The organism is Myxococcus xanthus (assembly GCF_006402735.1).
GTDB classification, from domain to species: Bacteria; Myxococcota; Myxococcia; order Myxococcales; family Myxococcaceae; genus Myxococcus; species Myxococcus xanthus_A.
The window spans coordinates 5,484,599-5,508,509 of sequence record NZ_CP017174.1 but is presented as its reverse complement, the minus strand read 5'-3'; the positions used below and the strand labels follow the sequence as shown (position 1 = coordinate 5,508,509).

Here is a 23,911-nt window from a genome sequence, read left to right as displayed (position 1 = left end):
TTTCCCCTCACTACTGCTGATTCACCACCGGCCCGACTCAAGTCGATGAGCCGACCGGGAGACGTGTGTTTCTCGTGCCTCATTTCGGGGCACGCACAGGAGGCGTGTATGCGCACAAGGCGAAGCTGGATTGCCGCGTTGCTGTTGATGCTGCCGATGACGGGATGGACCTCGGAGCCTCCCTTACCCGAGGAAGAGCCGCCGTCCACTCCACCGGCCTCGCCCTCGCGCAGGTGGAACTACCTGACGCGCCTGGAGGCGACGACGTTTGCGTTCCTCCCTCGCGCAGGCGCTGGTGGTGACGATGGCTTCATCCAGGTGGAGCCCACCCTCATCATCGACGGTGGCCCCGAGTTCGGCGTCAACGTGGGCGCCCCCGTGCGCTTTCGCCTGTGGGGGGGTGGCGAGGGCGCGGGCCTCGTGCGGCGGGAGGACTGGGACTCTCTCTCGGACTGGGGACAACTTGTCCGTGGCCTCAAGTTCGGCTCGGACAACGCGCCGCTGGGGGTGTGGTTCGGTGGCCTGGACAGCTACAGCCTGCTCACCGGGCATTTGGTCCGCCGCTACTCCAACCGCGCGAATCCCGACTACCACCCGGCAGGAGGCTTCCTCACCGGCACCCTGGGGCCCCTCTACACGGAAGCGTTCGTCTCGGATGTGCTGGGCGCGCGGCTGATGGGCGCGGAGTTCGCCCTGGACATGGAGCACATCCTCTTCGGCAAGCCCAGGCAGCAGGGGCGTTACACCCTGGCGCTGTCCGCCGTGCATGACTGGGGGCGAGCGGGTGGAAGCGCGCCATCGGTGACGTTGGCACACCTGGACGCAACGGCGGTCGTCCTGGTGCGTCCAGGGTTTGAAGCCCTCGTGGTTGGGGGATGGGGCGGTCGTCCTGGTGAGGGTGGCGCGTGGGGGGCCGTGGTGGGCGTGGGCGCGGACGCCGTGACTTCGACGCTGGACATGACCCTGCGCCTGGAGGTGCGGCGTCAGCAAGGCGGTTTCCGGCAAGGGTTCTTCGGTCCTGACTACGAGTTGGCGCGCTTCAAGGCTGCGGGCCCGGATGACGTGCCGCTTGCGGATGCTACGTTTCCTGATGGCTACTCGGCCTATGGCGAGGCGGTGGTGGGCTGGGACGCCGTCAGCTATGGGGGCCTCAACAGGCACTTGAAGCTGTCGCTGGGCGCGGAGGCGTTCTCCTGGGGGCGCTTCGATGTCGACGGGCGCGTAGCGGTGCAGCTCTTCGAGCGCAGCCTGGAAGTGGCGTTGAAGGGCCTGGGCGTGGGCATGGGGCAGCCCGGGGCGCGCTACCTGGGAGCGGCGGAAGTGCGCTGGCGATTCCTGGGCGGGAAGCTCTACGCGATGGGGACGGGAGGCACGCTGCTGTTCCCCACTGCGGAAGGGACGCTGCTGCCGGGGGCCTTCGCCTCGGTGGGCCTGGGGGTGGACAATGCGCGCTAACGCCTTGCTGTGGGTGGTGGCGGTGCTGACCACTGGATACGCCACACTGGTCCCCACCACGGCCCAGGCTCGCCCCATGAGCAACGCGCCTCGTAGCAGTGCGTCGCTTGTGGAGCCCCTCCCTGCGCCTTCATCGCTGCTCGGCGTGGCAGGGCCCGACGAATCGGCTCGGCTCAATCGCCGCCGAGTCCCCAGAGATGACGCGACGGGAGCGGGCACCGTGTCGCCAGCGGTGGGCGGTTCCGTCCCGAGTCGCTCCGCGCGGGCAGATGCATGGGACGCGCTGCTTTCGCGCGCGGGCGTTGAGGAACGGGACGCGCGCCCGATTGCAGGAGGCTCGCTGACCCCAACCCATGCTGCGCGACTCCTCGGACCCCTGCTGGGGAAGGACGTGACGCTGAGCCAGTTCCCCTCACGCCTCGCGGTGGGCTTCATGCTGCGGGAAGTGCTGGCCACTGGCGAGGTGTCGAGGGCCGAGTTGGAACGCCGGGTGGAGCGCTTCAAGCACCTGGCGGTGCTACGGCCTGACGGGCGCATTGCGTGGGTGCGCACCGGAAGGACGCAGCAACGGGTGGGGGACGTGGAGTGGAAGGACGGGGCCTTCCGCGCCCGTGGCTTCGAACTGGGCCGCTTCTATGACGGGCGCACGGGCGTTTTCCGCCTGCTGAACGACGAACTGCGGGAGGAGAGCGGTTTCCCTCTGGCGGACGTCCACGACGATGCAGACGTCATCAGTCGCACGCTGGATGGGGCGGAAGAAGCCTTCGTCGGGCTCGCCCTCTCGGTGGGGAAGTTCTTCTCGACGTCGCCAGCGGACAACCTCGCGGCACTCCGGGAAATGCCCGCCGCCGTGGTGGCGTTGCTGGAGTCGTCTCCCGAATACCTAGAGCGCTTCCGGTACATGACCAGGGGCGAGCAGGTGCAAGCCGTCTCCAAGTTGGTGACGAACCTCATTGCCACATGGGGGACGGTGTCAGCCGCGACGCGCACGTTGGAGGGGGTAGCCCTCGCCACGGCGGAAGTGCCAGTGCTCGCGTTGTCCGCCCGAGGTGTGCTCGCCATGGAGAGCGCGGCGGTGCCGGTGGGGCGTGCCGCTGCGGTGTTGAGCGGTGGGCCAGGAGCCGCCATCATCCTTCAGCGGGCAGGGGAGGGAGGCGGCTCCAATTCGACGCCACCCGCTGGCCCTGGCGGCATGAAGTCCTACTCGTCGTTCAAGTCCTTCAAACGAGCGATGGGCCCCGCAGGACCGGGGAAGGAGTGGCATCACATCGTCGAGCAGACCGACGGTAATGTGGGGAGGTTCGGCCCGAAGGCGATCCACAATACGGAGAACATCGTCGCGCTCGACAAGGAGCTTCACACTAAGGTCAGCGCGCTTTACTCGTCGATTCAGTATCGAGTGACCGGGTCAAGGACGATGACTGTACGAGACTGGTTGCGTAGTCAGTCGTTCGAGGCTCAAAGGGATTTCGGGCTGCGGGCTCTCGACAACGTCCGGAAAGGTGCTTGGTGATGGACGCACTTGGAAAACTGGTAGCGGAGTTTGCGCATCACACCGTCGCGCAGACCGAGGCGATCATGCGTGGTGACGCGAGAACCGGGAACAAACACGCGGACAAATCGCTTGCGGCGTTTGATCGTCTCAGGGCACACGGCAACGCAGGCCGTGATGCTTTGGCAACGCTCTTCGCAAATCCTCGGATGGACGTAAGAACCGCTGCGGCTGCTCTCCTGCTTCGCTACAAGACCGCCGAGGCGAGGGCCGTGCTCGAAGAGGCCGCGAAGGGGGAGGGGCTCATTCCATTTGAGGCTCAGGAAGCCCTCAAGCGGTGGGATGAAGGAACTTGGGCCCTTGACCCGGAGTAGCACCGGCAGCGGGCACCCGGATCATGTGGTGCTGGCTGAGCGAGTGCGCGAGCTACTGGACCGAGCGGGGTTGTTGAAGCCGCTCCAGTCCCGACCGTAGGAACCAAGAGGGGCCGAGTCACCTGTCGCGCCACCCTCTCAACCCAGGCCAAGCCATTCTTGGGAGAGTCCGCTCCGCTAACGACGTGCTAACGACATCAGGTAGACTCGTCTGGACGCGTGTGGACGAGTCCTCCGCTGCCAAGGGGCAGCAAGGGGGCGTAACTCTTGGGGATTGTTGGCGGTAGGGCACGGGAATCGAACTCGCCAGGGACGCCTCTCGGCGCCCCTCACCGGTTTTGAAGACCGGGCCGGCCACCAGGTCCGGAGGCCCTACCGTCTGCGATTACGCCGGACCCTCCGGACCCCGTCAACCCAGGGCCGCGGGCTCACCGCGCCTTCGTCCGCGCCCGTTCCGCCTTCAACCCCGGCAAGCCCTTCACGAGCGTCGTCACCAGCACCTGCGTCAGTTCCTCCGCGGGCGTGCCCGGGAACCCCGTGCACGTGAGCCTCAAGCTCACGATGCCGTGCACCCCTGCCCACAGCACCTCCGCGAGCTGCTCCGGCTTCGTGCTTTCCTCCAGCCTCCCGGCCGCCAGGAGGTCCGCGAAGACCTGCACCAGCACCCCGAAGGATCTCGGCCCCGCGCCCTCCGGGTGGTCCCCGAACAGTGCAGTTGAGAGCTTCGCGTCCTCCATGAAGATCAGCCGGTACGTCTCCGGGTGCTCCAGGCCGAAGCGGACGTAGGCCTCCGCCAGCTTGGGCAGGCGCTCCAGCGGGTCTTCCACCTGGGCCGCGGGCTCCAGCATGGCCAGCAGGTCCTGGAAGCCGCGCACGCACAGCTCCTTCGCGATGGCCTCCCGGTTCTCGAAGTGGAGGTAGAGCGTCGCCGGCGCGTACTCCACCGCGTCCGCCAGCTTGCGCATCGAGAGGGCAGGGAAGCCCTCCTTCACCACGATGTCCCGGGCGACTCGCAGAATCTGCTCGCGCAGCTCCGCTCGCTGTCGCTCCTTCCGCTCCGCAATCCCCATGTTCCCAGTGTAGGCCTTGACCAACTGAACGGCCAGCAGTAGATGAACGGTGTTCATGAACGGTGTTCACAAACCACTCGCCGTTCGGAAAAGGGAGCAGGACATGGGCACGGTTGCGTTGTTCGGCGCCTCGGGCGTCGTCGGACACAGCATCGCGCAGACGCTGCGGGGGCAGGGGCGGGGCTACCGCGTGGTGGGGCGCTCCCGGGAGGGCCTGCAGCGGGAGTTCGGGGCGGACCCGCAGGCGGAGATCGTCACCTGGAATCCCGACGACATGGCCTCCATCCAGGCCGCGGCCCGGGGCGTCCAGACGCTCGTCTACCTGGTCGGCGTGCCCTACTGGCAGTTCCACCTCCACCCCGTGCTGATGAAGCGCACGCTCGACGCCACCATCGCCGAGGGCGTGGAGCGCATCGTCTTCATCGCCAGCGTGTACCCCTACGGCCGGCCGCGCACGGACGTCGTCAATGAGTCCCACCCTCGCGTGCCGCACACCAACAAGGGCCGCTTGCGCAAGGCTCAGGAGGACCTGCTGCTCGCGGCGGACAAGGCGGGCTCCATCAAAGTCACCATCCTCCGCCTCCCGGACTTCTACGGCCCAGGAGTGGAGAACAGCTTCCTCCACCGCGCCTTCGTCGCCGCCTCACAGGGCAAGCGCGCCCAGCTCATCGGCCCCATCGACATGCCCCACGAGTTCGTCTACGTGCCCGACGTGGGCCCCACGGTGACGGCGCTCATGGACTCGCCGGGCGCCTACGGCCGCTTCTGGAACCTCGGGGGCGCGGGCGTCACCTCCCAGGCGGCCCTGGTGGAGGACATCTACGCCCAGGCCGGCCACCCCGCGAAGTACTCCGCGCTGGGGCCGGGAATGGTGCGCCTCCTCGGCCTCTTCAGCCCGTTCATGCGCGAGCTGGGAGAGATGCACTACCTGCACACCTCGCCCGTCATCATGGACGACTCGGCGCTGCGGGCGCTGCTCGGCGACATCCGGAAGACGCCGTACCGCGACGGCATCCGCCAGACGCTCGCGGCGCTCAGTCCAGCCCCCGTTGCCACAGGTCATCCTCATCCAGTCCCATGAGGTGACCGACCTCGTGCATCACGGTGATGCCAATCTGCTCGATGAGCTCCTCGCGGCTGCGGGCGAAGCGCTCCAGGTTCTTCTGGTACAGCACGATGGACGCGGGGACGTGGTCGAACGCGTTCGTCACGCTGCGCTCGCCCACCGCCAGGCCACGGAACACCCCGAGGATGCTCGGTGACAGGGGAGGGTCCTCACCCAGCAGGTCCTCGTCCGCCGGCAGGTCCTCCACCGCGATGGTGACGTTGTCCAGGTACTGCTTCGCGTGGCCGGGCAGGGACTGCACAGCGGCCTCCACCGCGCGGTCGAACTCGGCCTCGCCCAGCTCCACCGGCGGGAAGAACTCCGTCGGCACCAGCGCCTGGGCCTTCGCGAAGCGGCGCTGGGCTTCCTTTTCGTCGCCCCGGCGCTCCGCCAGCAGTCCCTGGTACTGGTGGGCCCAGGCCTCGTCGGGCGTGTCCTTCAGCACCTTGTCGAAGGCGGCCTTCGCCTCGTCGAAGCGGCACAGCTCGAACAGGGCGATGCCCCGCTCCAGCTGCGCGTCCACCGAGCGCGGCATGTGCCCCAGCGCCGCGTCCAGGCTCGCCAGGGCCGTGCGGCAGTCGCCCACCTGGTTCAGGCCCATGCCCTCCAGGAGGAGGAACTCGTAGAGCACCTCCACGTCGCCGGCCTTCTGCGCCAGGCGCTTGCCCTTCGCGCAGAAGCCCAGGCCTTCCTCCACGGCCTCCCGGTCCTCACCCACGCGGCAGATGAGGAGGTCCGCGGTGCCCAGGAGCACCTCCAGGTCGTCCGGGGACACCCTCAGCGCGGCGCCGAAGGCCCGGCCGGCTTCCTCCAGGCGGCCCAGCTCCACCAGGGCGGCGGCGCGCAGGTGCAGGGCGTCCAGCGCGTCCGAGGCCTGGGCCAGGACCCGGTCGGCGGCGGCCAGGGCCGCCTCGAAGTCACCCCTCTCGAAGGCCTCTGCTGCCGCGTCCAGCGCCTCCATCCCGCCCGCCCCCGTTCGCTTCGACGTCCGCGTCCCCATGGGGCCGCGACATATGAAGCCGTGCACTTCGTTGTCAACGCCGCGCACGGCTGCTACGTTCCTTCGCCCGTCCTGGTGCGGCGCTCGGTCCCGTGAACATCCTTGTCGTCGACGACGATCTCGAACTCTGCACGATGCTCTCTCGCTTCTTGGAGATGCATGGGTTCACGGTCTACTCGGCGTCCGACGCGCTCCAGGCGCTCGACGTGCTGGAGCGCAACCAGGTCAGCATGGTCATCACCGACTACGTGATGCCCCATATGGACGGCATCCAGTTCACGGAGATGCTCAAGGCGGACCCCCGCTTCCAGAGCGTACCGGTGCTGCTGATGACGGGCAGCGAGGATGGCTCGGTGACGGACCGCGGCCTGCGCAAGGGCGTGGCGCTGACGCTCCACAAGCCCCTGGACATGGGCCAACTGCTCACCCTGGTCCGCTTCGCGCAGTAGCCCACGGCGCCCTGCCCGACAGGGTGCTCAGGGCCGTCCGCTCGCCTACACGTCCACCCTTCCTGGTTGACATCGTTCGGGCGGCCCTTATGTTGGCGCTCGCCATGGCCGAGTGCTAACGGCCCGTGTCGTACCAGTAAAATCCCCCAGTAAATTCAGGAGGTTGCGATGGCAGCGAAGGAAATTTTCTTCCATCAGTCCGCGCGTGAGGCCATCCTGCGCGGCGTCCGCACCCTGTCGGACGCGGTCGCGGTGACCCTCGGCCCCAAGGGCCGCAACGTGGTCATCGAAAAGAGCTTCGGCTCCCCCACGATCACCAAGGACGGCGTCACCGTCGCCAAGGAGATCGACCTCGAGAACAAGTTCGAGAACATGGGCGCGCAGATGGTGAAGGAGGTCGCGTCCAAGACCTCCGACAAGGCCGGCGACGGAACCACCACCGCCACGGTGCTGGCGCGCGCCATCTATGAGGAGGGCCTCAAGCTGGTGGCCGCCGGCCACAGCCCGATGGACCTCAAGCGCGGCATCGACAAGGCCGTCGAGGTCGTCGTGGGCGAGCTGAAGAGCCTGTCCAAGCCCACCGCCGACAAGAAGGCCATCACCCAGGTGGGCACCATCTCCGCCAACGGGGATGAGACCATCGGCGCCATCATCGCGGACGCGATGGAGAAGGTCGGCAAGGAGGGCGTCATCACCGTCGAGGAGGCGAAGGGCCTCGAGACGACGCTCGACGTGGTCGAAGGCATGCAGTTCGACCGCGGCTACGTGTCCCCGTACTTCGTGACCAACCGCGAGCGGATGGAGGCCGTCCTGGACGACCCCTACATCCTCATCAGCGAGAAGAAGGTCTCGTCGATGCAGGACATGATTCCGCTGCTCGAGCAGGTGGCCCGCTCCGGCAAGCCGTTGATCATCATCGCCGACGACATCGAGGGCGAGGCCCTGGCCACCCTGGTGGTCAACAAGATCCGCGGCGTGCTGAACGTGTGCGCGGTGAAGGCCCCCGGCTTTGGTGACCGCCGCAAGGAGATGCTGCAGGACATCGCCGTCCTCACCGGCGGCACGGTGGTCAGCGAGGACCTGGGCCACAAGTTCGAGACGCTGACGCTGACCGACCTGGGCCGCGCCAAGCGCGTCACGGTGGACAAGGACAACACCACCGTCGTGGACGGCGTGGGCACCAAGGCGACCATCGAAGGCCGCATCAAGCTCATCCGCACCCAGATTGACACCGTCACCAGCGACTACGACCGCGAGAAGCTCCAGGAGCGTCTGGCGAAGCTGGTGGGCGGCGTGGCCGTTATCAACGTCGGCGCGGCCACCGAGACGGAGATGAAGGAGAAGAAGGCCCGCGTCGAGGACGCGCTGCACGCGACCCGCGCGGCCGTCGAAGAGGGCATCGTCCCTGGCGGCGGCGTGGCCTACCTCCGCGCGCTGCCCGCGCTGGAGAAGCTGAAGCTGGGCGGTGAGCAGGACTTCGGCGTGGCCATCATCCGCCGTGCGCTCCAGGAGCCGCTGCGGAAGATCGCCAGCAACGCCGGCGTCGAGGGCGCCGTGGTCATCAACAAGGTCCGCGAGGGCACCGGCGCGTTCGGCTACAACGCCCGCACGGAGGTCTACGAGGACCTGGAGAAGGCCGGCGTCATCGACCCGACGAAGGTGGAGCGCACCGCGCTGCAGAACGCCGCCTCCGTCGCCTCGCTGCTGCTGACCACCGAGGCCATGGTCGCCGAGCGCCCGAAGGGCAAGTCCAAGGGCGGCGGCGCTGGCTCCGGCATGCCGGACTACGGCGGCGACGACATGGACTACTGAGCCGCTCCGGAGGGCTCGGGACGTGAGTCCCGGGCCATCTGGAACTCAGTGGTGGACGGCCCCGGATGCCTCGTTGCGAGGCGCCGGGGCCGTTGTCGTTTCAGCGGGGCCGGCTTCGGAGGTGACAGGGACGGTGGTTGCCACGGCCCGTGCCGCGAACCCGGGGCCGGCCGTGCTCAGGGCACTCGGCCCACGAAGCCACCGGTGCCGCTTTCCTGTGACGTGTAGAGCAGGGTGTCGCCGTCCACCAGCAGGCCCCCGGGCCCCACGCCCTCTGGGCCCACGGGCTCCAGGGCGCCGGACGTGCAGGTGCTCACGCGGCGCAGGAAGTCCGTGCCGCCGGTGCTGACGTCCTTGAAGTAGAGCGTGCCATTGAGCTCCACCGGGAAGGCGGGCCCCTGGAGGTCCGTGGCCACGACTTCCGCCGCGCCGCCCTCGCGTGGCAGGCGCAGCACGCGGCCGTTCCCGCTGCCTCCTTCGGTGACGAGGAAGTGCGTGGGCGTGACTTCCAACGAGGTGCCGGCGGTGATGCTTCCGTCGCGCAACGTGGCCGGGGCACTGCCATCCAGCGGCACGCTGTAGAGGCCGGGGCTCTCTCCCGCGGCGACCAGGAACCACACGTCCTGGCCCAGCACGCGTGCTCCGCGCACCTGCGTGTAGCCCGTGCCCGCGTAGAGCTCCTGGCGGTTGCCGCCCGACGCGTCCACGCGCACCAGCCGGCGGTGCGACGTCGCGATGACCACCACGTCCCGGTCGCCCATCCGCGCGGGCAGGACCTCCGTGCCGCCAATGGTGACGTTGTTCACCGTGGCATCGAGCGGCCGTGCGTCCTTCGCGCCCGTCGCCTTGTCCACCCGCCACAGCCCGTCCAGGTCGAGCACGTAGACGGAGTCCGACACCACGGCGATGGCATCCGGCGCCCGGAATCCCGTGGCCACGGACACCGCGTCACCGCCCGCGCGTGGCAGCCGGAGGAGCCGCCCGGGGCCCGGCTGGGGCTGCTGCGGATTCAGGGAGTGGGACTCGGCGATGTAGAGGTCCGTTTCGTCCGCCGCGAGCCTGCGGGGCGTGTTCAACCCGGTGAGCAGTGGGGTGCCCGGCCCCGAGGCCAGCGGCTCGCAACCCGCGTCGCCGCTGCCCGCGTCGTCTGTTCCGGTGCCCGCGTCGTCTGTTCCGGTGCCCGCGTCGCCACGGCCCGCGTCCGGCCCGTCCTGCGTCGGAGGCTTGTCGGAGGAGCAAGCCACACCCAGCAGCAGGACGGACAGGAGCGCGAGTCTCATGGGGTCTCTCGTTTGAATGCGCGGTTCAGCTCTCGGCTGAGCGCCGAGGCGTCGGACATCAGCTTGGGAAGGCACGCGGCGGCGCCCGCACGCAGGGACTCCAGCGCCGTCTCCATGGTGAGGTGCTCGGCCAGCACCACGAAGGGAGCGCCCTGGGCCAGCGCCTTGCCCAGCTCCAGCGCCTTGCGCCCGTAGGCGGGCGTGAAGTCCCAGCTCACCACCACGCCCGCGGGCGGCTCCAGTGCGGCCAGCTCCGTCGTCGTCAGGATGCGCGCCTCCAGTCCCACCAGGGACAGGGCGTGGGTGATTTGCGCCGCCGCCGCCGGGTTGTCCTCCAGCACGTCCACCCGGCGCATCGCGGGGTTCGTCTCCAGCGGCGCGGGGACGGGCTTCCGGGCCAGCGTGGAGCGCAGCAGGGCGCGCACCTCGCGGATGTCGTCGAAGGGCTTGAGCAGGTAGTCCACCACGCCCAGCTCCAGCGCCTGCTGCGTCGTCACCAGCGACGGGTAGCCCGTCATCAGGATGACGCGCGAGTCCGTGTGCAGCCGCCGCGCCTGCTGCGCCAGCTCCAGGCCGGACATGCCGGGCAGGTTCTTGTCGGTGACGATGAGGTCCACCGGCGCCTGTTGCAGCAGGTCCAGGGCCTCCTCGCCGCTTTCCGCTTCGATGATCTCGCACTCCTTGCCCATCAGGTCGCGGAAGACCATGCGGATGATGATTTCGTCATCCACCACCAGGACCCGGTGCTTCTGCGTGGGCGGCGCGTCCGTCGCGGGGAAGAGCACGCGGAACACGGTGGCCGGGGGCGGGACGTCGCGAATGACGCCCTGCGGGGCCAGCTCGAGGCGCGCGTGGTGCTCGCGGGCGATGCGCTGGCACACCGACAAGCCCAGTCCGGTGCCTCGCTTGTTGGCGGTGATATAGGGCTCGAAGATGCGCGCTCGCAGCTCCTCGGGGATGCCCGGACCCCAGTCCGCCACGTAGAGGGCAGGGGAGGGGCCCTCCTTCGTGAGCACCACCTTCACCCGGCCGCGCCCCGCCATGGCGTCGCGCGCGTTGTTGAGCAGGTTCAGGGTGAGCTGCTCGATGAGGCGCGCGTTGCCCTGGATGGTGATGTCCTCCGGGGCCTCCACTTCCAGGGAGATGCGCGAGGAGTCCGGGTTGATGCTGAAGTGCTTCGCCGCCGCCCAGATGGGGGCCGCCAGGGAGAGGCGCTGTTGAGACGCCGGCCGCTCGCTCGACAGGCGGATGAAGTCGGAGACGATCTGCTCCATCCGCTCCACCTGGGCCAGCAGCAGGCGCAGGGGCCCGGGGGCGGCGCCGTCCTCCGCGAGGAGCTGCGCGTAGGCCTTCACGCCGAGCAGCGGTTGTCGCAGCTCGTGCAGCACCTCCGCCGCCAGCTGTGAGGTGTGCGCTCCCGCACGTTGCAGTGCCGCCGCCGCTGTTCGCGCGGCCGTCAGGTCCCCTGCCTCCACGGCCTGGAGCAGTTGGGCGAGCGGCGCGGGTGTTTCCATGTGACGAGCATGACGGAGGCAACCGCTTGTACGCAACGCACCTGGAGGGAATCCGTTGACCCGGACCGTGCCGGCGCGGATGCTGGCCGCGTTCTCGTCACGCCGTCCGGAAACCCGGATACCGCGCGACCGGCCTCGGGAGGGCCTTCATGCCGCAGACCAACCCGTTCCACTCGTTGGTTCCCCGCAAGATGACGGACTCCGAGCTGGCCCGCTCCATCCGCCTCAACATCGAGGCGGAGCTGGACGCCATCAACCTCTACGCGGCCCATATCGACGCGACGGACAACGAGGACGCCAAGGCCATCCTCCAGCACGTCATGGACGAGGAGCGCGAGCACGCCGCCCTCTTCTGGGAGCTCATCGCCCGGTTGGACCCAGAGCAGGCCGCGCACGCGAAGGAGGCCGTGGAGAAGTACCGGCTCATCACTTCCGGAGCGTCGCACGAGGCCGTGGAGGCCGTGGGCAAGGAGGGCGCGGCGCCGGCTCCGGCGGACGTCACCCCGGAGAAGCGCCTCACCGTCGGCAGCCTGCGCCGGTAACCGTCAAGACGCGGAGTGAGCCTGCCGGCGCTCGGCCGGTGGAGCCTCCAGGTCCTTCGCCGCCATGTAGACGACGTTCCGCGAGCCTCGCTTGCCGCGGTACATGGCCCGGTCCGACAGGTCCAACAGCGTGGCCTTGTCCTGGGCGTGCTCGGGGAAGCTGGCCACGCCGATGCACGTGGTGAGCTTGAGCGACAGGCCTTCGCGCGCCAGGAAGTTGTGCGTCTCCATGGTGCGCCGGATGCGCTCGGCCACCTTGAGCGCGCCGCCGGAGTCGGTGTTACGCAGCACCACCACGTATTCGTCTCCGCCGTAGCGCGCGACGACGTCGTGGTCTCTCACGCAGCCCTTCACCACGCGCGCCGCCTCCACCAGCACCTTGGAGCCCACGAGGTGGCCATGCGTGTCGTTGATGGACTTGAAGTGGTCCAGGTCCAGGAACAGCAGGCTGAAGGTGCGCTGCGACTGGAGCGCGTCCTGGACCTCGCGGTCCACCACCAGGTGCAGGTAGCGGGTGTTGAACAGGCGGGTGAGGTCGTCGACGTACGCCAGGTCCTCCACCGCGGCGAAGCGGCCGAGGTTGCGCAGCGCGAGCGCCCAGTTGCGCACCAGGAAGCTGGCCGTCTCGCCCGCCCACTCCGCGCCCGTGCCGCCGAAGAAGAGCACCGCGTGTCCCAGCACGGCCTCACCCTCCAGCGCGGGGAAGGAGACGGCGCGAGGGAAGGGCGCGTCCAGGCCGTCCAACTCGCGCGGCCCGCGTTCGTTCGACAGGCGTTCGATGAGCTCGGCGATGAGCGGCTCTTCCAGCGCGGTGGACAGGCCGCTGGTGCCGTGGCGCCGCAGCGCGAAGGCGGAGTCGCGCTCCAGCAGCACCACGGCGCTGGCGGAGGCCATGCTCTGCAGCGCGCTGGCGGTGACCGCGGCCAGCTTCTCGCGGTCCAACGTGGTGGCGATGCGCTGCCCGGCCTCCAGCATGGCCACGTGGCGGCGCAGCGACGCGTTCTCCTGCATCAGGTCGCGCGTGGTGAGCGCGCGGCGCACGGCGTGCTGCAGGGCCTCCGGGGCCACCGGCTTGACGAGGTACTCTGCGGCGCCGCTCTTGATGGCGCGCACGGCGGGGTCCACCTTCTCCAGGCCGGTGATGACCACCACCTCCACGCCCGGGTGATGTTCCCGCACGTGCCGCAGGACCTCCATGCCGTCGCCACCGGGGAGGATGAGGTCCGTCACCACCGCGTCGAAGCGGTCGCCTGCGAGCGCTTCCTTCGCCTCTTGTAGCGTGCCCACCGCCGTGACGGCGTGTCCCACGGCGGTGAGGTAGTCGCCGTACAGGGTGCGGGCGATCTTTTCGTCGTCGACGAGGAGGATTCGCGCCATCTCCCATCGGCTTAGCATCAACCGATGGAACGCTGCTAGGGTCGGCCCCCGTGTCCCCCTTCGAAAGCGGCCGTCGGCTCTGCCTTCTCGTTGAGGCCGGGGAAACCCGTTACGCCGTGGAAGCGACGTCTGTCATGGAAGTAGCGATGCCGGGCGCCAACGGCAGCAGCCTGCGGGGTGTGCTGGAGGTGAAGGACCTCTGCGCGCTGCTGGGCGGGCCGCCCGAGGAAGGCCCGGGCATGGTGGTGGTGCTCGACGTGAGTCCCACCCTGGCGGTGCGCGTCCGCTCCGTGGTGGAGGTGGCGGACGTGGCCCGCGCGCCGTTCTTCCTGCTGCCACCGGGATTGGCGGACTCGCTGGCTCCGCTGAGCCGGGGCGCGGTGCTGCACAAGTCGCGGCTGTACCTGGAGCTCATCGCGGAGGCGCTGCCGCACCGGGTGGGTTCGATGTCTGCGGCGGTTGCCGCCCGGCCCGTGCACTGGGCGGAGGCGGCTCCGGACCGGGCGCTCGTCTTCGAGTCCCAGAGCCGACTGTTCGGCGTCCCCCTGGGCCTGGTGTCGCAGGTCATCAGCCGGGGAGAGGCCTTCAGCGTGCTGCCCGTGCAGAGCGGACCGGTGGCCGGTATTTTTCCGCATGATCAGGTGCTGTGGCCTGTCTGCTCGGTCCCCGCGTTGCTGGGGGAATCGCCCGTGCCGGAGCCCTTCATCGTCCTCACGGAACTGGCCGGGCGGAACGTGGGGTTGACGGCCACGCGAGTGCTCGGCGTCATGCAACGTTTCGAGCCGGACGACACCGCGGGCAGCTTCCGCGCTCCTGGGTTGAGCGAGCCTGTGGCGTTCCTGGACCTGCAACGCATGTTTTCTTGATCGTCCCAGAGGGCAACTCGTAAGCTGCCCCACTTGTCAGACTGCCGCGAGTCAACCCTCGCGGCGGGAATCACCAACGAATTCAGGGGAGTGGATGCTCCCCGAGGCCCGAACCGATGCCCAAGAATCTGCTGGTCGCCGATGACTCGCTCACCATCCGCAAGGTGATCGGGATGATCTTCGCGACCGAGGACTTTCAGGTGACCGCGGTGGACAACGGGCTGGACGCCATCTCCCGCACTCGCGAGCTGCGTCCGGACGTCGTGCTCGCGGACGTCATGATGCCGGGCAAGAGCGGCTATGAGGTCTGCGAGGCGCTGAAGAACGACCCGGCCACCCAGGGCATCCCGGTGGTGCTGCTGGCCGGCACCTTCGAGGCGTTCGACGAGAATCGCGCCCGCGCCGCCCGCGCCGATGACCACGTCACCAAGCCCTTCGAGAGCCAGGTGCTGCTCGACAAGGTGAAGGCGCTGGTCGGCCAGAAGTCCAACACGATGCCCGCGTCGGCCGCCACGCAGGTGCGCCACGCGGCTCCTCAGCCCGTCGCGGCGCCCGCGCCCGTCGCCGCCGCCGCGCCGCCGGGGGCTCGTCCCGCTCCGCCGCCGGGGGCTCGTCCGGGTGTGCCTCCGGGACCGGGCGTGCCGCGTCCGCCGCCGGGTGCGGGTGTGCCGCCGCCGGGTGCGCGTCCTCCGGGACCTGGGATGCCGCCGGGCATGGCGCGTCCTCCCGGCCCAGGCATGCCGCCGCCGGGTGCGCCGGGTGCGCCGCGTCCTCCGGGACCTGGGATGCCGCCGGGCATGGCGCGTCCTCCCGGCCCGGGCGTGCCGCCGGGTGCGCGTCCTCCGGGACCTGGGATGCCGCCGGGCGCCCGTCCGGGCGTGCCGCCTCCGCCGGGTGGTTCCGCGCCGGGCCTTCCGCCGCGTCCGGGCATGCCGCCGGGCGCCGTGGCGCGTCCGGGCGTGCCGCCTCCGCCGGGTGGTCCCGCGCCGGGTGGCTTCTCGCGTCCTCCGGTTGGCGCGCCGCAGCCTCCTCCAGGGGCGGCGCCGCCGCCCGCCGCGCGGGGCAGGGATCCGTTCGGTCTGGGGGCGCCCGCGCCCGCCGCGGCCCAGCCGTCCATCAGCATCGAGGACTCGCTGCCCGACCAGGGTGACGCGGAGGAGATCTCGCTGGACATCGCCACCCCCGCGCCTGTCGCGGCCAGGCCGGCGAGCGCCCGTGCGCCTGCCGCGGATGGGGGCGAGGCCCTGCTGCGCGAGGCGCTTTCGAAGGCTTCCCGCGAGGTCATCGAGAAGATTGCCTGGGAGGTGGTACCGCAGCTGGCGGAGACCATCATCCGAGAGGAGCTCGAGCGGCTCATCAAGGACCGAGAGACCCAGCACTGAGGCGCCTGGCGCCGTAACCTCCTGACCTTTTGCCGGCCCCGGTCTCCGGGGCCGGCCGTTTTCAATGACCGATACCACTGAACTTTCGAAGGCCTACGAGCCCACCGAGGTCGAGGCCCGGCGTTACGCGTTCTGGCTTGAGCGCAACTACTTCCGCGCCGAGGCGCCCTCCGACAAGCCGCCGTTCTCCATCGTCCTGCCGCCGCCCAACGTCACGGGCAGCCTGCACATCGGCCATGCGTTGACGGCCACCATCCAGGACATCCTCACCCGCTGGAAGCGGATGAGCGGCTTCAACGCCCTGTGGCTCCCCGGTACGGACCACGCAGGCATCGCCACGCAGATGGTGGTGGAGAGGGAGTTGAAGGCGACGGAGGGCAAGAGCCGCCACGACCTGGGCCGCGAGGCGTTCCTCGAGCGCGTCTGGGAGTGGAAGGGCAAGTTCGGCGCCCGTATCGGCGAGCAGCACCGCTACCTGGGCGCATCCCTGGACTGGAGCCGCGAGCGCTTCACCATGGACGAGCAGTCCTCCGCCGCGGTGCGCGAGGTCTTCGTCCGGCTGTACGAAGAGGGCCTGATGTACCGGGCCCAGAAGCTCATCAACTGGTGTCCTTCGTGCCGCACGGCGCTCAGCGACCTGGAAGTGGAGCACCAGGAGAAGAACGGCTCCATCTGGCACATCCGCTACCCGGTGAAGGACAGCGACCGCACGCTCACCGTGGCCACCACGCGCCCGGAGACGATGCTGGGCGACACCGCCGTGGCCGTCCATCCGGAGGACGAGCGCTACCAGGACCTGATTGGCAAGCACGTGGTGCTGCCGCTCAGCGGCCGCGAGATTCCCATCATCGCGGACGGCGAGCTGGTGGATCCGAAGTTCGGCACCGGCGTGGTGAAGGTGACGCCCGCGCACGACTTCAACGACTACCAGACGGGCCTGCGTCACAAGCTGCCGATGCTGTCCATCCTGGACGAATCGGCCCGGATGACGAAGGAGACCGGCAAGTACGCCGGCCTGGATCGCTTCGAGGCGCGCAAGCAGGTGCTGGCGGACCTCCAGGAGCAGGGCCTGCTGGAGAAGGAGGAGCCGCACAAGCTGTCCGTCGGCACGTGCCAGCGCAGCGCCACGGTCGTGGAGCCGCGCCTGTCGCCGCAGTGGTTCGTGAAGATTGAACCGCTGGCGAAGCCGGCCATCGAGGCGGTGGAGCAGGGCCGCACGAAGTTCGTCCCCGAGTCATGGACGAACACCTACTTCCACTGGATGCGCAACATCCACGACTGGTGCGTCAGCCGCCAGCTCTGGTGGGGCCACCAGATTCCCGCGTACTACTGCACCGCGTGCAGCCCTCGGTTGGGGGACGACACCGACCTGCCGCTGGACGCCGCGACGGTGAAGGTGGGCGGCGTGGACTTCGCACGCGCGGAGCCGATTGTCGCGCGTGAGCAGCCCTCGGCCTGCCCGAAGTGCGGCGGCGCCACGTTCATCCAGGACCCGGACGTGCTGGACACCTGGTTCTCGTCCGCGCTGTGGCCCTTCTCCACGCTGGGCTGGCCGCGCAACACGCCGGACCTCCAGACGTTCTACCCGACGTCCGTCATGGAGACGGGCCACGACATCATCTTCTTCTGGGTCGCCCGGATGATGATGATGGGCCTGCACTTCATGGGGGATGTGCCCTTCCGCACCGTGTACCTGCACGCGATGGTGCGCGACGAGAAGGGCGAGAAGATGTCGAAGACGAAGAAGAACGTCATCGACCCCTTGGACGTCATCCTCGGCGCCCCCGCGGACAAGCTTGAGCCGACGCTCAGGAACAAGTTCCCGCAGGGCATGCCTGCCTTCGGCGCGGACGCGCTGCGCTTCACGCTCGCGTCGCTCACCCAGCAGGGCCGGGACATCAAGCTGTCCATGGACCGGATGGCTGGCTACAAGGCCTTCTGCAACAAGCTGTGGAACGCCAGCCGCTTCGCCCTGATGAACATGGGCGAGTTCACGCTGGATGAGCGTCCGCTGAAGGAGCGTCCGTTGACGCTGGCGGACCGCTGGATTCTCTCGCGGCTCCAGCGCGCCACCACCGAGGCCCGCGCCTCGCTGGAGACGTACGGTTTCGCCGAGGCGGCCTCCACGCTGTACCAGTTCCTGTGGGCCGAGTTCTGCGACTGGTACATCGAGCTGGCCAAGGGCTCGCTCTACGGCACCGATGAGCAGGCGAAGGACTCCGCGCGCGCGGTGCTGGTGTACTCGCTGGATCGCATCCTGCGGCTGCTGCACCCGTTCATGCCGTTCATCACCGAGGAGATCTGGCAGAAGCTGCCGATGTCCCGGTCGGTGGACAGCATCATGATCGCGTCGTACCCGGAGCCCGACGCGGACCTGGTGGACGAGGCCGCCGAGGCGGAGATGGCCCCGGTCATCGCCACCATCGAAGGCCTGCGCACCATCCGCGGCGAGAGCAACCTGTCGCCCGCGACCAAGGTGAAGGCGGTGGTGCAGAGCCCGGACGCTCGCACGCGCGAGCTGCTGGAGCGCTGGCGCGCGTACCTGATGCCGCTGGCCGGCCTGTCCGAGGTGGAGATTGGCGCGCCCGGCACCAAGCCGCCGCAGGCCGCCGCCTTCGTGGGCACGAACCTGGAAATCTACGTGCCGCTGGCGGGTCTCATCGACCTGGACGCGGAACGCGACCGCCTCCGCAAGGAGATTGCGCGCGCCGAGCAGGAGGCCGCCGGTGTGTTGCGCAAGCTGGAGAACCCCAACTTCGTGGCCAAGGCGCCCCCGGACGTGGTCGAGAAGGACCGCGCCCGCGTGGAGGAGTTGAAGGAGCGCAAGGCCAAGCTTCAGGACCATCTGCAGCGCATTGCCCCGGAGCCCGCCATGCCCGCAGCGCCGCCGTCCGAGAGCAGCACGCCGACCGAAAGCGTTGAGCCGACCGAGGCCGACATCGCGACCGAAGCCGACGTCGCGACCGAGCCCATCACGCCGCCCGAGAGCGCCGCTTCATTAGAGACGCGGCCTCCGGTCGAGGGGGGCACTGAATACGAGACGCTCGCCGAGTCCACCGAGGAGGAGGAGGCTTCCACCGTTCCGGCCGAGGTGAAGGTCGCCCCGGATGCGGAAGCAGAGGGCAACGTCGACCTGGCGGAGGAGTTGAAGGACGAGCTCGAGGCCGCGGGCGGTGTGACCGAAGCCGCGGATCCCCAGGTGCAGGAGGCCCTGGAGAAGCTGCGCGCGGGGACGAAGGAAGGCCTGTCTCCGGCCGACCATCATGACCTCGGCGTGGCGTATATGAGCATGGGCCTCGTCGACGACGCGATGCGGGAGTTCAACACGGCGCGCGCCGGTGGCGACGCCCGTGAGGTGCCCGCCGCCGCCAAGCAGGAGGCCGCTGAGTCTGAGCAGACGGTGGCCTCCACCGCGAAGGCCGTGGTGAAGGCCGCCCTGGCCGCCGTGAAGAAGGCGTCGTCCATCGCGAAGGACACGGTGGTGGAGGCCGTCTCCGCTTCCGACGAGGAGCCTGCCGCTCCGGCGAAGGCGCGTCCCGCGAAGAAGGCCGCGGGCAAGAAGGCCGCTGTGACGAAGGCCGCGGGCGCGAAGGGCGCCGCCAAGAAGGGCGCTGCGAAGAAGGCTTCGGCCAAGGGCGCGGCGAAGAAGGCTTCGGCTCAGAAGGCCGCCGCCAAGAAGGCTCCGGCCAAGGCTGCGTCGAAGAAGGCTTCGGCCCAGAAGGCCGCCGCGAAGAAGGCGCCTGCCAAGGGCGCGGCGAAGAAGGCCGCTGCGAAGAAGGCTCCGGCCAAGGTCGCCGCGAAGAAGGCTGCCACGAAGAAGGGGGCCGCGAAGAAGGTCGCTGCCGCCAGCAAGAAGCCGGTGAAGAAGGCGGCGGGCCGAAAGGCTCCCGCGAAGAAGGCCCCCGCCAGCAAGGCGGCGGCGAAGAAGGGCACCGGGGCGAAACCCAAGGCGCGGGCAAAGGCCCGGCGGTAGCAGGAGGAGACGTGCAGCAGCAGGATTACCTCGACCGGCTCATCGCGCTCGCACTCGATGAGGACCTGGGGGCGGCGGGTGACGTCACCTCGCAGGCCCTCATCCCTCCTGACTACGAGGGCAGCGCGGAGTTGGTCGCCAAGGAGCAGTTGGTGCTCGCGGGCCTGGATGCCTTCGTCCGCGTCTTCAAGACGGTCGACCCGAACGTCGAGGTGGAGCTGTTGCGCCGCGACGGTCAGGAGATCAAACCGAAGATGGTCGCCGCGCGCTGTCATGGCCGGATGCGCTCGCTGCTCGCGGCGGAGCGCACCGCGCTCAACATCGTGCAGCGGGCCGCGGGCATCGCGACGCTGGCGCAGCAGGCTGTCACGTCCGTGCGTGGCTCCAATCTGCGCGTCCTGGACACGCGGAAGACGCCGCCGGGAATGCGCACGGTGGCCAAGGAGGCCGTCCGCATGGGCGGTGCCTCCAACCACCGCTTCGGCCTCTTCGACGGCGTCCTCATCAAGGACAACCACATCGCCGCCGTGGGTGGCTCCATCGCGGAGGCGCTGCGCCGGGCGAAGCTCAACGGGCCACGGCTGACCAAGATTGAAATCGAGGTCACCAACCTCAAGCAGCTCGCGGAGGCCATCGAGCACGGCGCGGACGTGGTGATGCTCGACAACATGGACGACGCGCAGATTCGCGAGGCCGTGAAGCTGGCGGCGGGCCGCGTCCCGCTCGAGGTGTCGGGCGGCGTCACGCTGGACCGGCTGCCTCGGCTGGCGAAGCTGGGCATCGACTTCGTGTCCATGGGCGCGCTGACGCACTCCGCGCGGGCCATGGACCTGTCGCTGGAAATCACCGCCGCGGCGAAGCGGCCCGCGCGCAGCAAGCAGCCGAAGCCGGCGTAGCGCGCTGACACGGAGGCGCTCCTGGCTCCAGCGCCTCCGCGTCGAAGGGCGTCCCGGCACTCTCTGCCTGGACGCGCGGAGCCCTCCCTTCACTACGCACGGACCGCGGCGGACGGCGCCCTCAGCGCGCGTGTCCGCTCGCGGCCGTGAGGACCGCTCACTTGCCCGTGAGGACCTCCGCGCGGGGCTTGCCCTCCGCCGACGCCGGCATGCCCATCTCCATCAGCGCCGACAGGGTGGGGGCGAAGTCCACCGGGTCAATCTCCTCCAGGTACATGCCCGGCTTCACGCCCTTGCCCGCGAAGAGGATGGGCACCTGCGAATCGTAGGAGTGCGGCGTGCCGTGGCTGGTGCCGGTGGGGATGTAGTGGAGCAGGTGGAAGGGCCGGATCATGAAGAGCACGTCGCCGCTGCGCCCGGGGTAGTAGCTCTTGCGCATGGACGTCAGGTAGCCCGCGGTGTCCGGCGCGGTGAACAGGTCATCATTCGCCACGGCCGTGATGACCGACGGATGTTTCGCCAGCCATGCCGCGGCGGCGCGTCGCACCGCCGAGTCCACCGCACCTCCCTGGTGCGTCTGACCGCCCAGGTACACGTCGAGCTGTTCGAGCGTGGCCGTCACGTCGCCGCCGAACTGCTGTCGCAGCGCCTGCGTCAGGCCCTCCGCCAGCTCCGCCGAAGTCACCCGCTTCGCGGGAAGCCCCTTGGCTGCCCACTGCTCCGGCATCGCCGCGCCGCCGTGGTCCGCGGACAGCGCGATGACCAGGTTGCCCCGTCCGCCCGCCGCGCGCTCGGCCGCGGCGATGAGGTTGCCCATCGCCTTGTCCAGCCGCAGCAGCGTGTCCTGCATCTCCCACGAGTACGGCCCGTACTCATGGAACACCAGGTCCGTGCCGCTGAAGCTCACGGCCAGCAGGTCGGGCACGTCGTCCTGGCCCAGGCCCTCTCCGGCGATGGCCGCCTTGGCCGCCTCCACCAGCAGGTCATGCGAGTCCGGCGAGACGGCGAACGCCTGGTAGAAGGTCGGGCCCGGCGACGGCAGCCCGCCGTCCAGCGGATGGGGGAAGGTGCGGCCCAGGCCGTAGACGTCCGACTCAGCGAGGCCTTCGTCCTCGCCCACGTACTCCGAGGCCGGCCGCATCAGCTCCCACTTCTTGCCGAAGGACGCCTCCGGCAGCTTCCGCGCGTTCAGCGCCTTCAGCCACGCCGGGAACTCCTTGGTGTACCAGGTGCCGGTGACGAACTTCCCCTCGCCCTTGTCGAACCACCACGCCTGTCCCGCACGCCCGGCCAGGGCAATGGACGCGTGGGGTTTGATGGCCAACGCCACCGCCTTGCCGCGCTCCTGCGTCGTCACCCGCAGCCGGTCCGCCAGCGTCTCCACCATGAGGTGCGCGGGGCCGGAGTCCTGGCCCGGCTTCAGCGGCACCTCCAACACTGGGTGTGCCGCGTCCGCGAAGGACATCACGCGCTTCATCGTGGAGCGGTCCACCCACCGGTTGTCCACGATGCCGTGCCGCCAGGGGTTGGCGCCCGTGGACAGGGTGGCGTGGCCGGGCGCGGTGCGGCATTCGGCATAGCCGTAGCGCGCATAAGGAAAGTACGCGCCCTGGTTGAGCAGCTGGCCCAGGCCGCCCTTCAGCCGAGGGCGGTTGCGCAGCAGCACGTCGCTGCCGAGCGCGTCCACACTGATGACGAGCGTGAGCCTGGGAGGTCGGGCAAAAGCGGGCAGGGTGGCCAGCGCCACGGCGAGGACAAGTGCGCGAATCATTGGGATGAGAACCATCCCCGCCGGGATGGTGAGAAGCAACCAACAACGCGTGTCACTGCTTGGACGCCGCACATCGCGCTGTTAGGGTCGCCCGCTTCATGGTCGAGGCCCGTCTTCGCGTCATCTACGGCGACACCGATCAGATGGGTGTCGTCTACTACGCGAATTACTTCCGCTATTTCGAGTTCGCGCGCAGTGAGTACTTCCGCGCCCGGGGTGGCAGCTACGCCGAGCTGGAGCGCTCTGGTGCCCTGCTACCCGTGGCCGAGGCGAGCTGCCAGTACAAGGCATCCGCGCGCTACGACGATCTGTTGGTCATCCAAACCACCGTGAGCGAGTTGCGCCGAGCGTCCATCGTGTTCACCTACGCGCTGTTTCGTGACGGTGCGCCACGCACGCTGCTCTGCACCGGCATGACCCGTCACGCCTGCGTGGGGCGGGACGGCAAGCCGACGCGGCTGCCGGACTCCCTCATCCGGCTGCTCGAAACGACCGAGCCTTCCCCGGGCTCTTCCACTTCCACCTGAACCCTTCCGGCATACGCAAGGAGCACACACACATGGATCGCAACCTGGCAATGGAGGTCGTGCGCGTCACCGAGATGGCGGCCATCGCCTCCGCTCGACTGATGGGCCGCGGCAACAAGGACGAGTCGGATCAGGCCGCCGTGGACGCCATGCGCCGCGCCTTCGACGCGCTGCAGATTGATGGCACCGTCGTCATCGGCGAGGGCGAGCGCGACGAGGCGCCCATGCTCTACATCGGCGAGAAGGTGGGCAAGCGTGGCGAGGGTGCGCCCGAGGTGGACATCGCCCTGGACCCGCTGGAGGGCACCAACCTGTGCGCCTACGGCCGTCCGGGTTCCATCGCAGTGGTGGCCATGGCGGGCAAGGGCGGGCTGCTCAACGCCCCCGACACATACATGGAGAAGATGGCCGTGGGCCCGCGCGCCCGGGGCGCCATCGACCTGCGCAAGACGCCCACGGAGAACCTCCGCTCCATCGCGGAGAAGATGAAGGTCTATGTGGAAGACCTCACCGTGGTGGTGCTGGACCGCGAGCGTCACACCGACCTCATCAAGGAGATTCGCGCGGCGGGCGCCCGCATCCGGCTCATCGAGGACGGTGACGTGGCCGGCGCCATCGCCACGTGTTTCGAGGACACGGGCGTGGAGGTGCTGATGGGCATCGGCGGCGCGCCCGAGGGCGTCATCGCCGCGGCGGCCATCCGCGCCACCGGCGGTGACATGCAGGGCCGGCTCGTTCCCCGCAACCAGGGCGAAATCGACCGCGCGAAGTCCATGGGCATCACCGACATCTCGAAGATCTACACCGCCGAGGAGCTGGCCAAGGGCGAGGTCATGTTCGCCGCCTCCGGCGTCACCACCGGCGACTTCCTCAAGGGCGTGCGCTTCTTCGGCGGTGGATGCGAGACGCACTCCGTCGTCATGCGCAGCAAGACGGGCACCGTCCGCTTCATCCAGTCGGTGCACAAGTTCGACAAGAAGCCGGGGTACGCTTTCTAGGCCGCAGCTCCCACCCTGACTCACGCCC

The 23,911-nt window shown here is 69.2% G+C and carries 19 protein-coding genes and 1 tRNA gene; 13 read left to right on the top strand and 7 right to left on the bottom strand.

Features of this window, described 5'->3' with window-relative positions; all coding sequences use genetic code 11:
* Positions 1-108 precede the first annotated feature (108 nt).
* The 3 genes from BHS09_RS22495 to BHS09_RS22485 all read left to right on the top strand — a co-directional run bounded on the left by BHS09_RS22495 (position 109) and on the right by BHS09_RS22485 (position 3,321).
* The gene (locus tag BHS09_RS22495) at positions 109-1,455 is read left to right on the top strand and encodes a hypothetical protein (RefSeq protein ID WP_140798926.1); all 1,347 of its coding nucleotides are present in this window, start codon (positions 109-111) and stop codon (positions 1,453-1,455) included.
* 391 nt (positions 1,456-1,846) lie between these two features.
* Positions 1,847-2,968: a hypothetical protein gene (locus tag BHS09_RS22490; protein ID WP_237079765.1), complete on the top strand. Its 1,122-nt coding sequence runs from the start codon at positions 1,847-1,849 to the stop codon at positions 2,966-2,968.
* Positions 2,968-3,321 carry a DUF2019 domain-containing protein gene (locus BHS09_RS22485; protein WP_140798925.1) on the top strand — a complete coding sequence of 118 codons (354 nt, stop codon included), beginning with the start codon at positions 2,968-2,970 and terminating at the stop codon, positions 3,319-3,321. The genes BHS09_RS22490 and BHS09_RS22485 overlap by 1 nt, the downstream gene beginning before the upstream one ends.
* Before the next feature lie 278 nt (positions 3,322-3,599).
* Here the strand turns inward: BHS09_RS22485 and BHS09_RS22480 are convergent.
* Positions 3,600-3,698: transfer RNA gene (locus BHS09_RS22480), tRNA-Sec, on the bottom strand.
* 51 nt (positions 3,699-3,749) lie between these two features.
* On the bottom strand, positions 3,750-4,448 hold the full coding sequence (locus BHS09_RS22475) for a TetR/AcrR family transcriptional regulator (protein WP_140798924.1): 699 nt from the start codon (positions 4,446-4,448) through the stop codon (positions 3,750-3,752).
* A gap of 46 nt (positions 4,449-4,494) precedes the next feature.
* On the opposite strand from BHS09_RS22475, the gene BHS09_RS22470 reads away from it, so the two are divergent.
* Entirely contained in the window at positions 4,495-5,472 is a 978-nt protein-coding gene (locus BHS09_RS22470; RefSeq protein ID WP_140798922.1) for an NAD-dependent epimerase/dehydratase family protein, read from the top strand.
* Here BHS09_RS22470 and BHS09_RS22465 read toward each other — a convergent pair.
* Entirely contained in the window at positions 5,426-6,496 is a 1,071-nt protein-coding gene (locus BHS09_RS22465) for a metallopeptidase family protein (RefSeq protein WP_174260575.1), read from the bottom strand. The two genes, BHS09_RS22470 and BHS09_RS22465, sit on opposite strands and share 47 nt — an antisense overlap.
* Positions 6,497-6,588: 92 nt before the next feature.
* Here BHS09_RS22465 and BHS09_RS22460 point away from each other — a divergent pair, with 92 nt between their 5' ends.
* Together BHS09_RS22460 and groL are read left to right on the top strand one after the other, a co-directional pair.
* Positions 6,589-6,945: a response regulator gene (locus BHS09_RS22460; RefSeq protein WP_002639463.1), complete on the top strand. Its 357-nt coding sequence runs from the start codon at positions 6,589-6,591 to the stop codon at positions 6,943-6,945.
* A gap of 168 nt (positions 6,946-7,113) precedes the next feature.
* Positions 7,114-8,757 carry a chaperonin GroEL gene (gene groL / locus BHS09_RS22455; protein WP_140798920.1) on the top strand — a complete coding sequence of 548 codons (1,644 nt, stop codon included), beginning with the start codon at positions 7,114-7,116 and terminating at the stop codon, positions 8,755-8,757.
* A 176-nt stretch (positions 8,758-8,933) separates the two neighbouring features.
* On the opposite strand, the gene sinM is transcribed toward groL, so the two are convergent.
* Together sinM and sinK are read right to left on the bottom strand one after the other, a co-directional pair.
* Positions 8,934-10,037, bottom strand: coding sequence for a signal integration modulator SinM (gene sinM / locus BHS09_RS22450; protein ID WP_140798919.1), 1,104 nt, complete (start codon positions 10,035-10,037; stop codon positions 8,934-8,936).
* Complete coding sequence (gene sinK / locus BHS09_RS22445) at positions 10,034-11,551, bottom strand: hybrid histidine protein kinase/response regulator SinK (protein ID WP_161605166.1); 1,518 nt, start codon at positions 11,549-11,551, stop codon at positions 10,034-10,036. Before sinK ends, sinM begins: the two co-directional genes overlap by 4 nt.
* Positions 11,552-11,700: 149 nt before the next feature.
* Between sinK and encC the strand changes: the two genes are divergently transcribed.
* Positions 11,701-12,093 carry an encapsulin nanocompartment cargo protein EncC gene (encC, locus tag BHS09_RS22440; protein WP_140793072.1) on the top strand — a complete coding sequence of 131 codons (393 nt, stop codon included), beginning with the start codon at positions 11,701-11,703 and terminating at the stop codon, positions 12,091-12,093.
* A gap of 3 nt (positions 12,094-12,096) precedes the next feature.
* Here encC and BHS09_RS22435 read toward each other — a convergent pair whose 3' ends face one another.
* Positions 12,097-13,470 carry a GGDEF domain-containing response regulator gene (locus BHS09_RS22435; protein WP_140798914.1) on the bottom strand — a complete coding sequence of 458 codons (1,374 nt, stop codon included), beginning with the start codon at positions 13,468-13,470 and terminating at the stop codon, positions 12,097-12,099.
* Positions 13,471-13,520: 50 nt separating this feature from the next.
* Between BHS09_RS22435 and BHS09_RS22430 the strand changes: the two genes are divergently transcribed.
* The 4 genes from BHS09_RS22430 (at position 13,521) to nadC (ending at position 20,587) form a co-directional block, all read left to right on the top strand.
* Positions 13,521-14,336 (top strand): chemotaxis protein CheW, encoded by an 816-nt coding sequence (locus BHS09_RS22430; RefSeq protein ID WP_140793068.1) that lies wholly within the window; start codon positions 13,521-13,523, stop codon positions 14,334-14,336.
* A 116-nt stretch (positions 14,337-14,452) separates the two neighbouring features.
* Positions 14,453-15,718 carry a motility regulator RomR gene (gene romR, locus BHS09_RS22425; protein ID WP_140793067.1) on the top strand — a complete coding sequence of 422 codons (1,266 nt, stop codon included), beginning with the start codon at positions 14,453-14,455 and terminating at the stop codon, positions 15,716-15,718.
* Between the two features lie 64 nt (positions 15,719-15,782).
* On the top strand, positions 15,783-19,691 hold the full coding sequence (locus tag BHS09_RS22420) for a valine--tRNA ligase (protein WP_140798912.1): 3,909 nt from the start codon (positions 15,783-15,785) through the stop codon (positions 19,689-19,691).
* An 11-nt stretch (positions 19,692-19,702) separates the two neighbouring features.
* The gene (gene nadC / locus BHS09_RS22415) at positions 19,703-20,587 is read left to right on the top strand and encodes a carboxylating nicotinate-nucleotide diphosphorylase (protein ID WP_140798910.1); all 885 of its coding nucleotides are present in this window, start codon (positions 19,703-19,705) and stop codon (positions 20,585-20,587) included.
* A gap of 157 nt (positions 20,588-20,744) precedes the next feature.
* On the opposite strand, the gene BHS09_RS22410 is transcribed toward nadC, so the two are convergent.
* Positions 20,745-22,358 carry an alkaline phosphatase family protein gene (locus tag BHS09_RS22410; RefSeq protein ID WP_174260574.1) on the bottom strand — a complete coding sequence of 538 codons (1,614 nt, stop codon included), beginning with the start codon at positions 22,356-22,358 and terminating at the stop codon, positions 20,745-20,747.
* A 98-nt stretch (positions 22,359-22,456) separates the two neighbouring features.
* Between BHS09_RS22410 and BHS09_RS22405 the strand changes: the two genes are divergently transcribed.
* Together BHS09_RS22405 and glpX are read left to right on the top strand one after the other, a co-directional pair.
* The gene (locus BHS09_RS22405) at positions 22,457-22,885 is read left to right on the top strand and encodes an acyl-CoA thioesterase (protein ID WP_140798907.1); all 429 of its coding nucleotides are present in this window, start codon (positions 22,457-22,459) and stop codon (positions 22,883-22,885) included.
* Between the two features lie 32 nt (positions 22,886-22,917).
* The gene (gene glpX, locus BHS09_RS22400; RefSeq protein WP_140793058.1) at positions 22,918-23,883 is read left to right on the top strand and encodes a class II fructose-bisphosphatase; all 966 of its coding nucleotides are present in this window, start codon (positions 22,918-22,920) and stop codon (positions 23,881-23,883) included.
* The last annotated feature ends 28 nt before the right edge of the window (positions 23,884-23,911 follow it).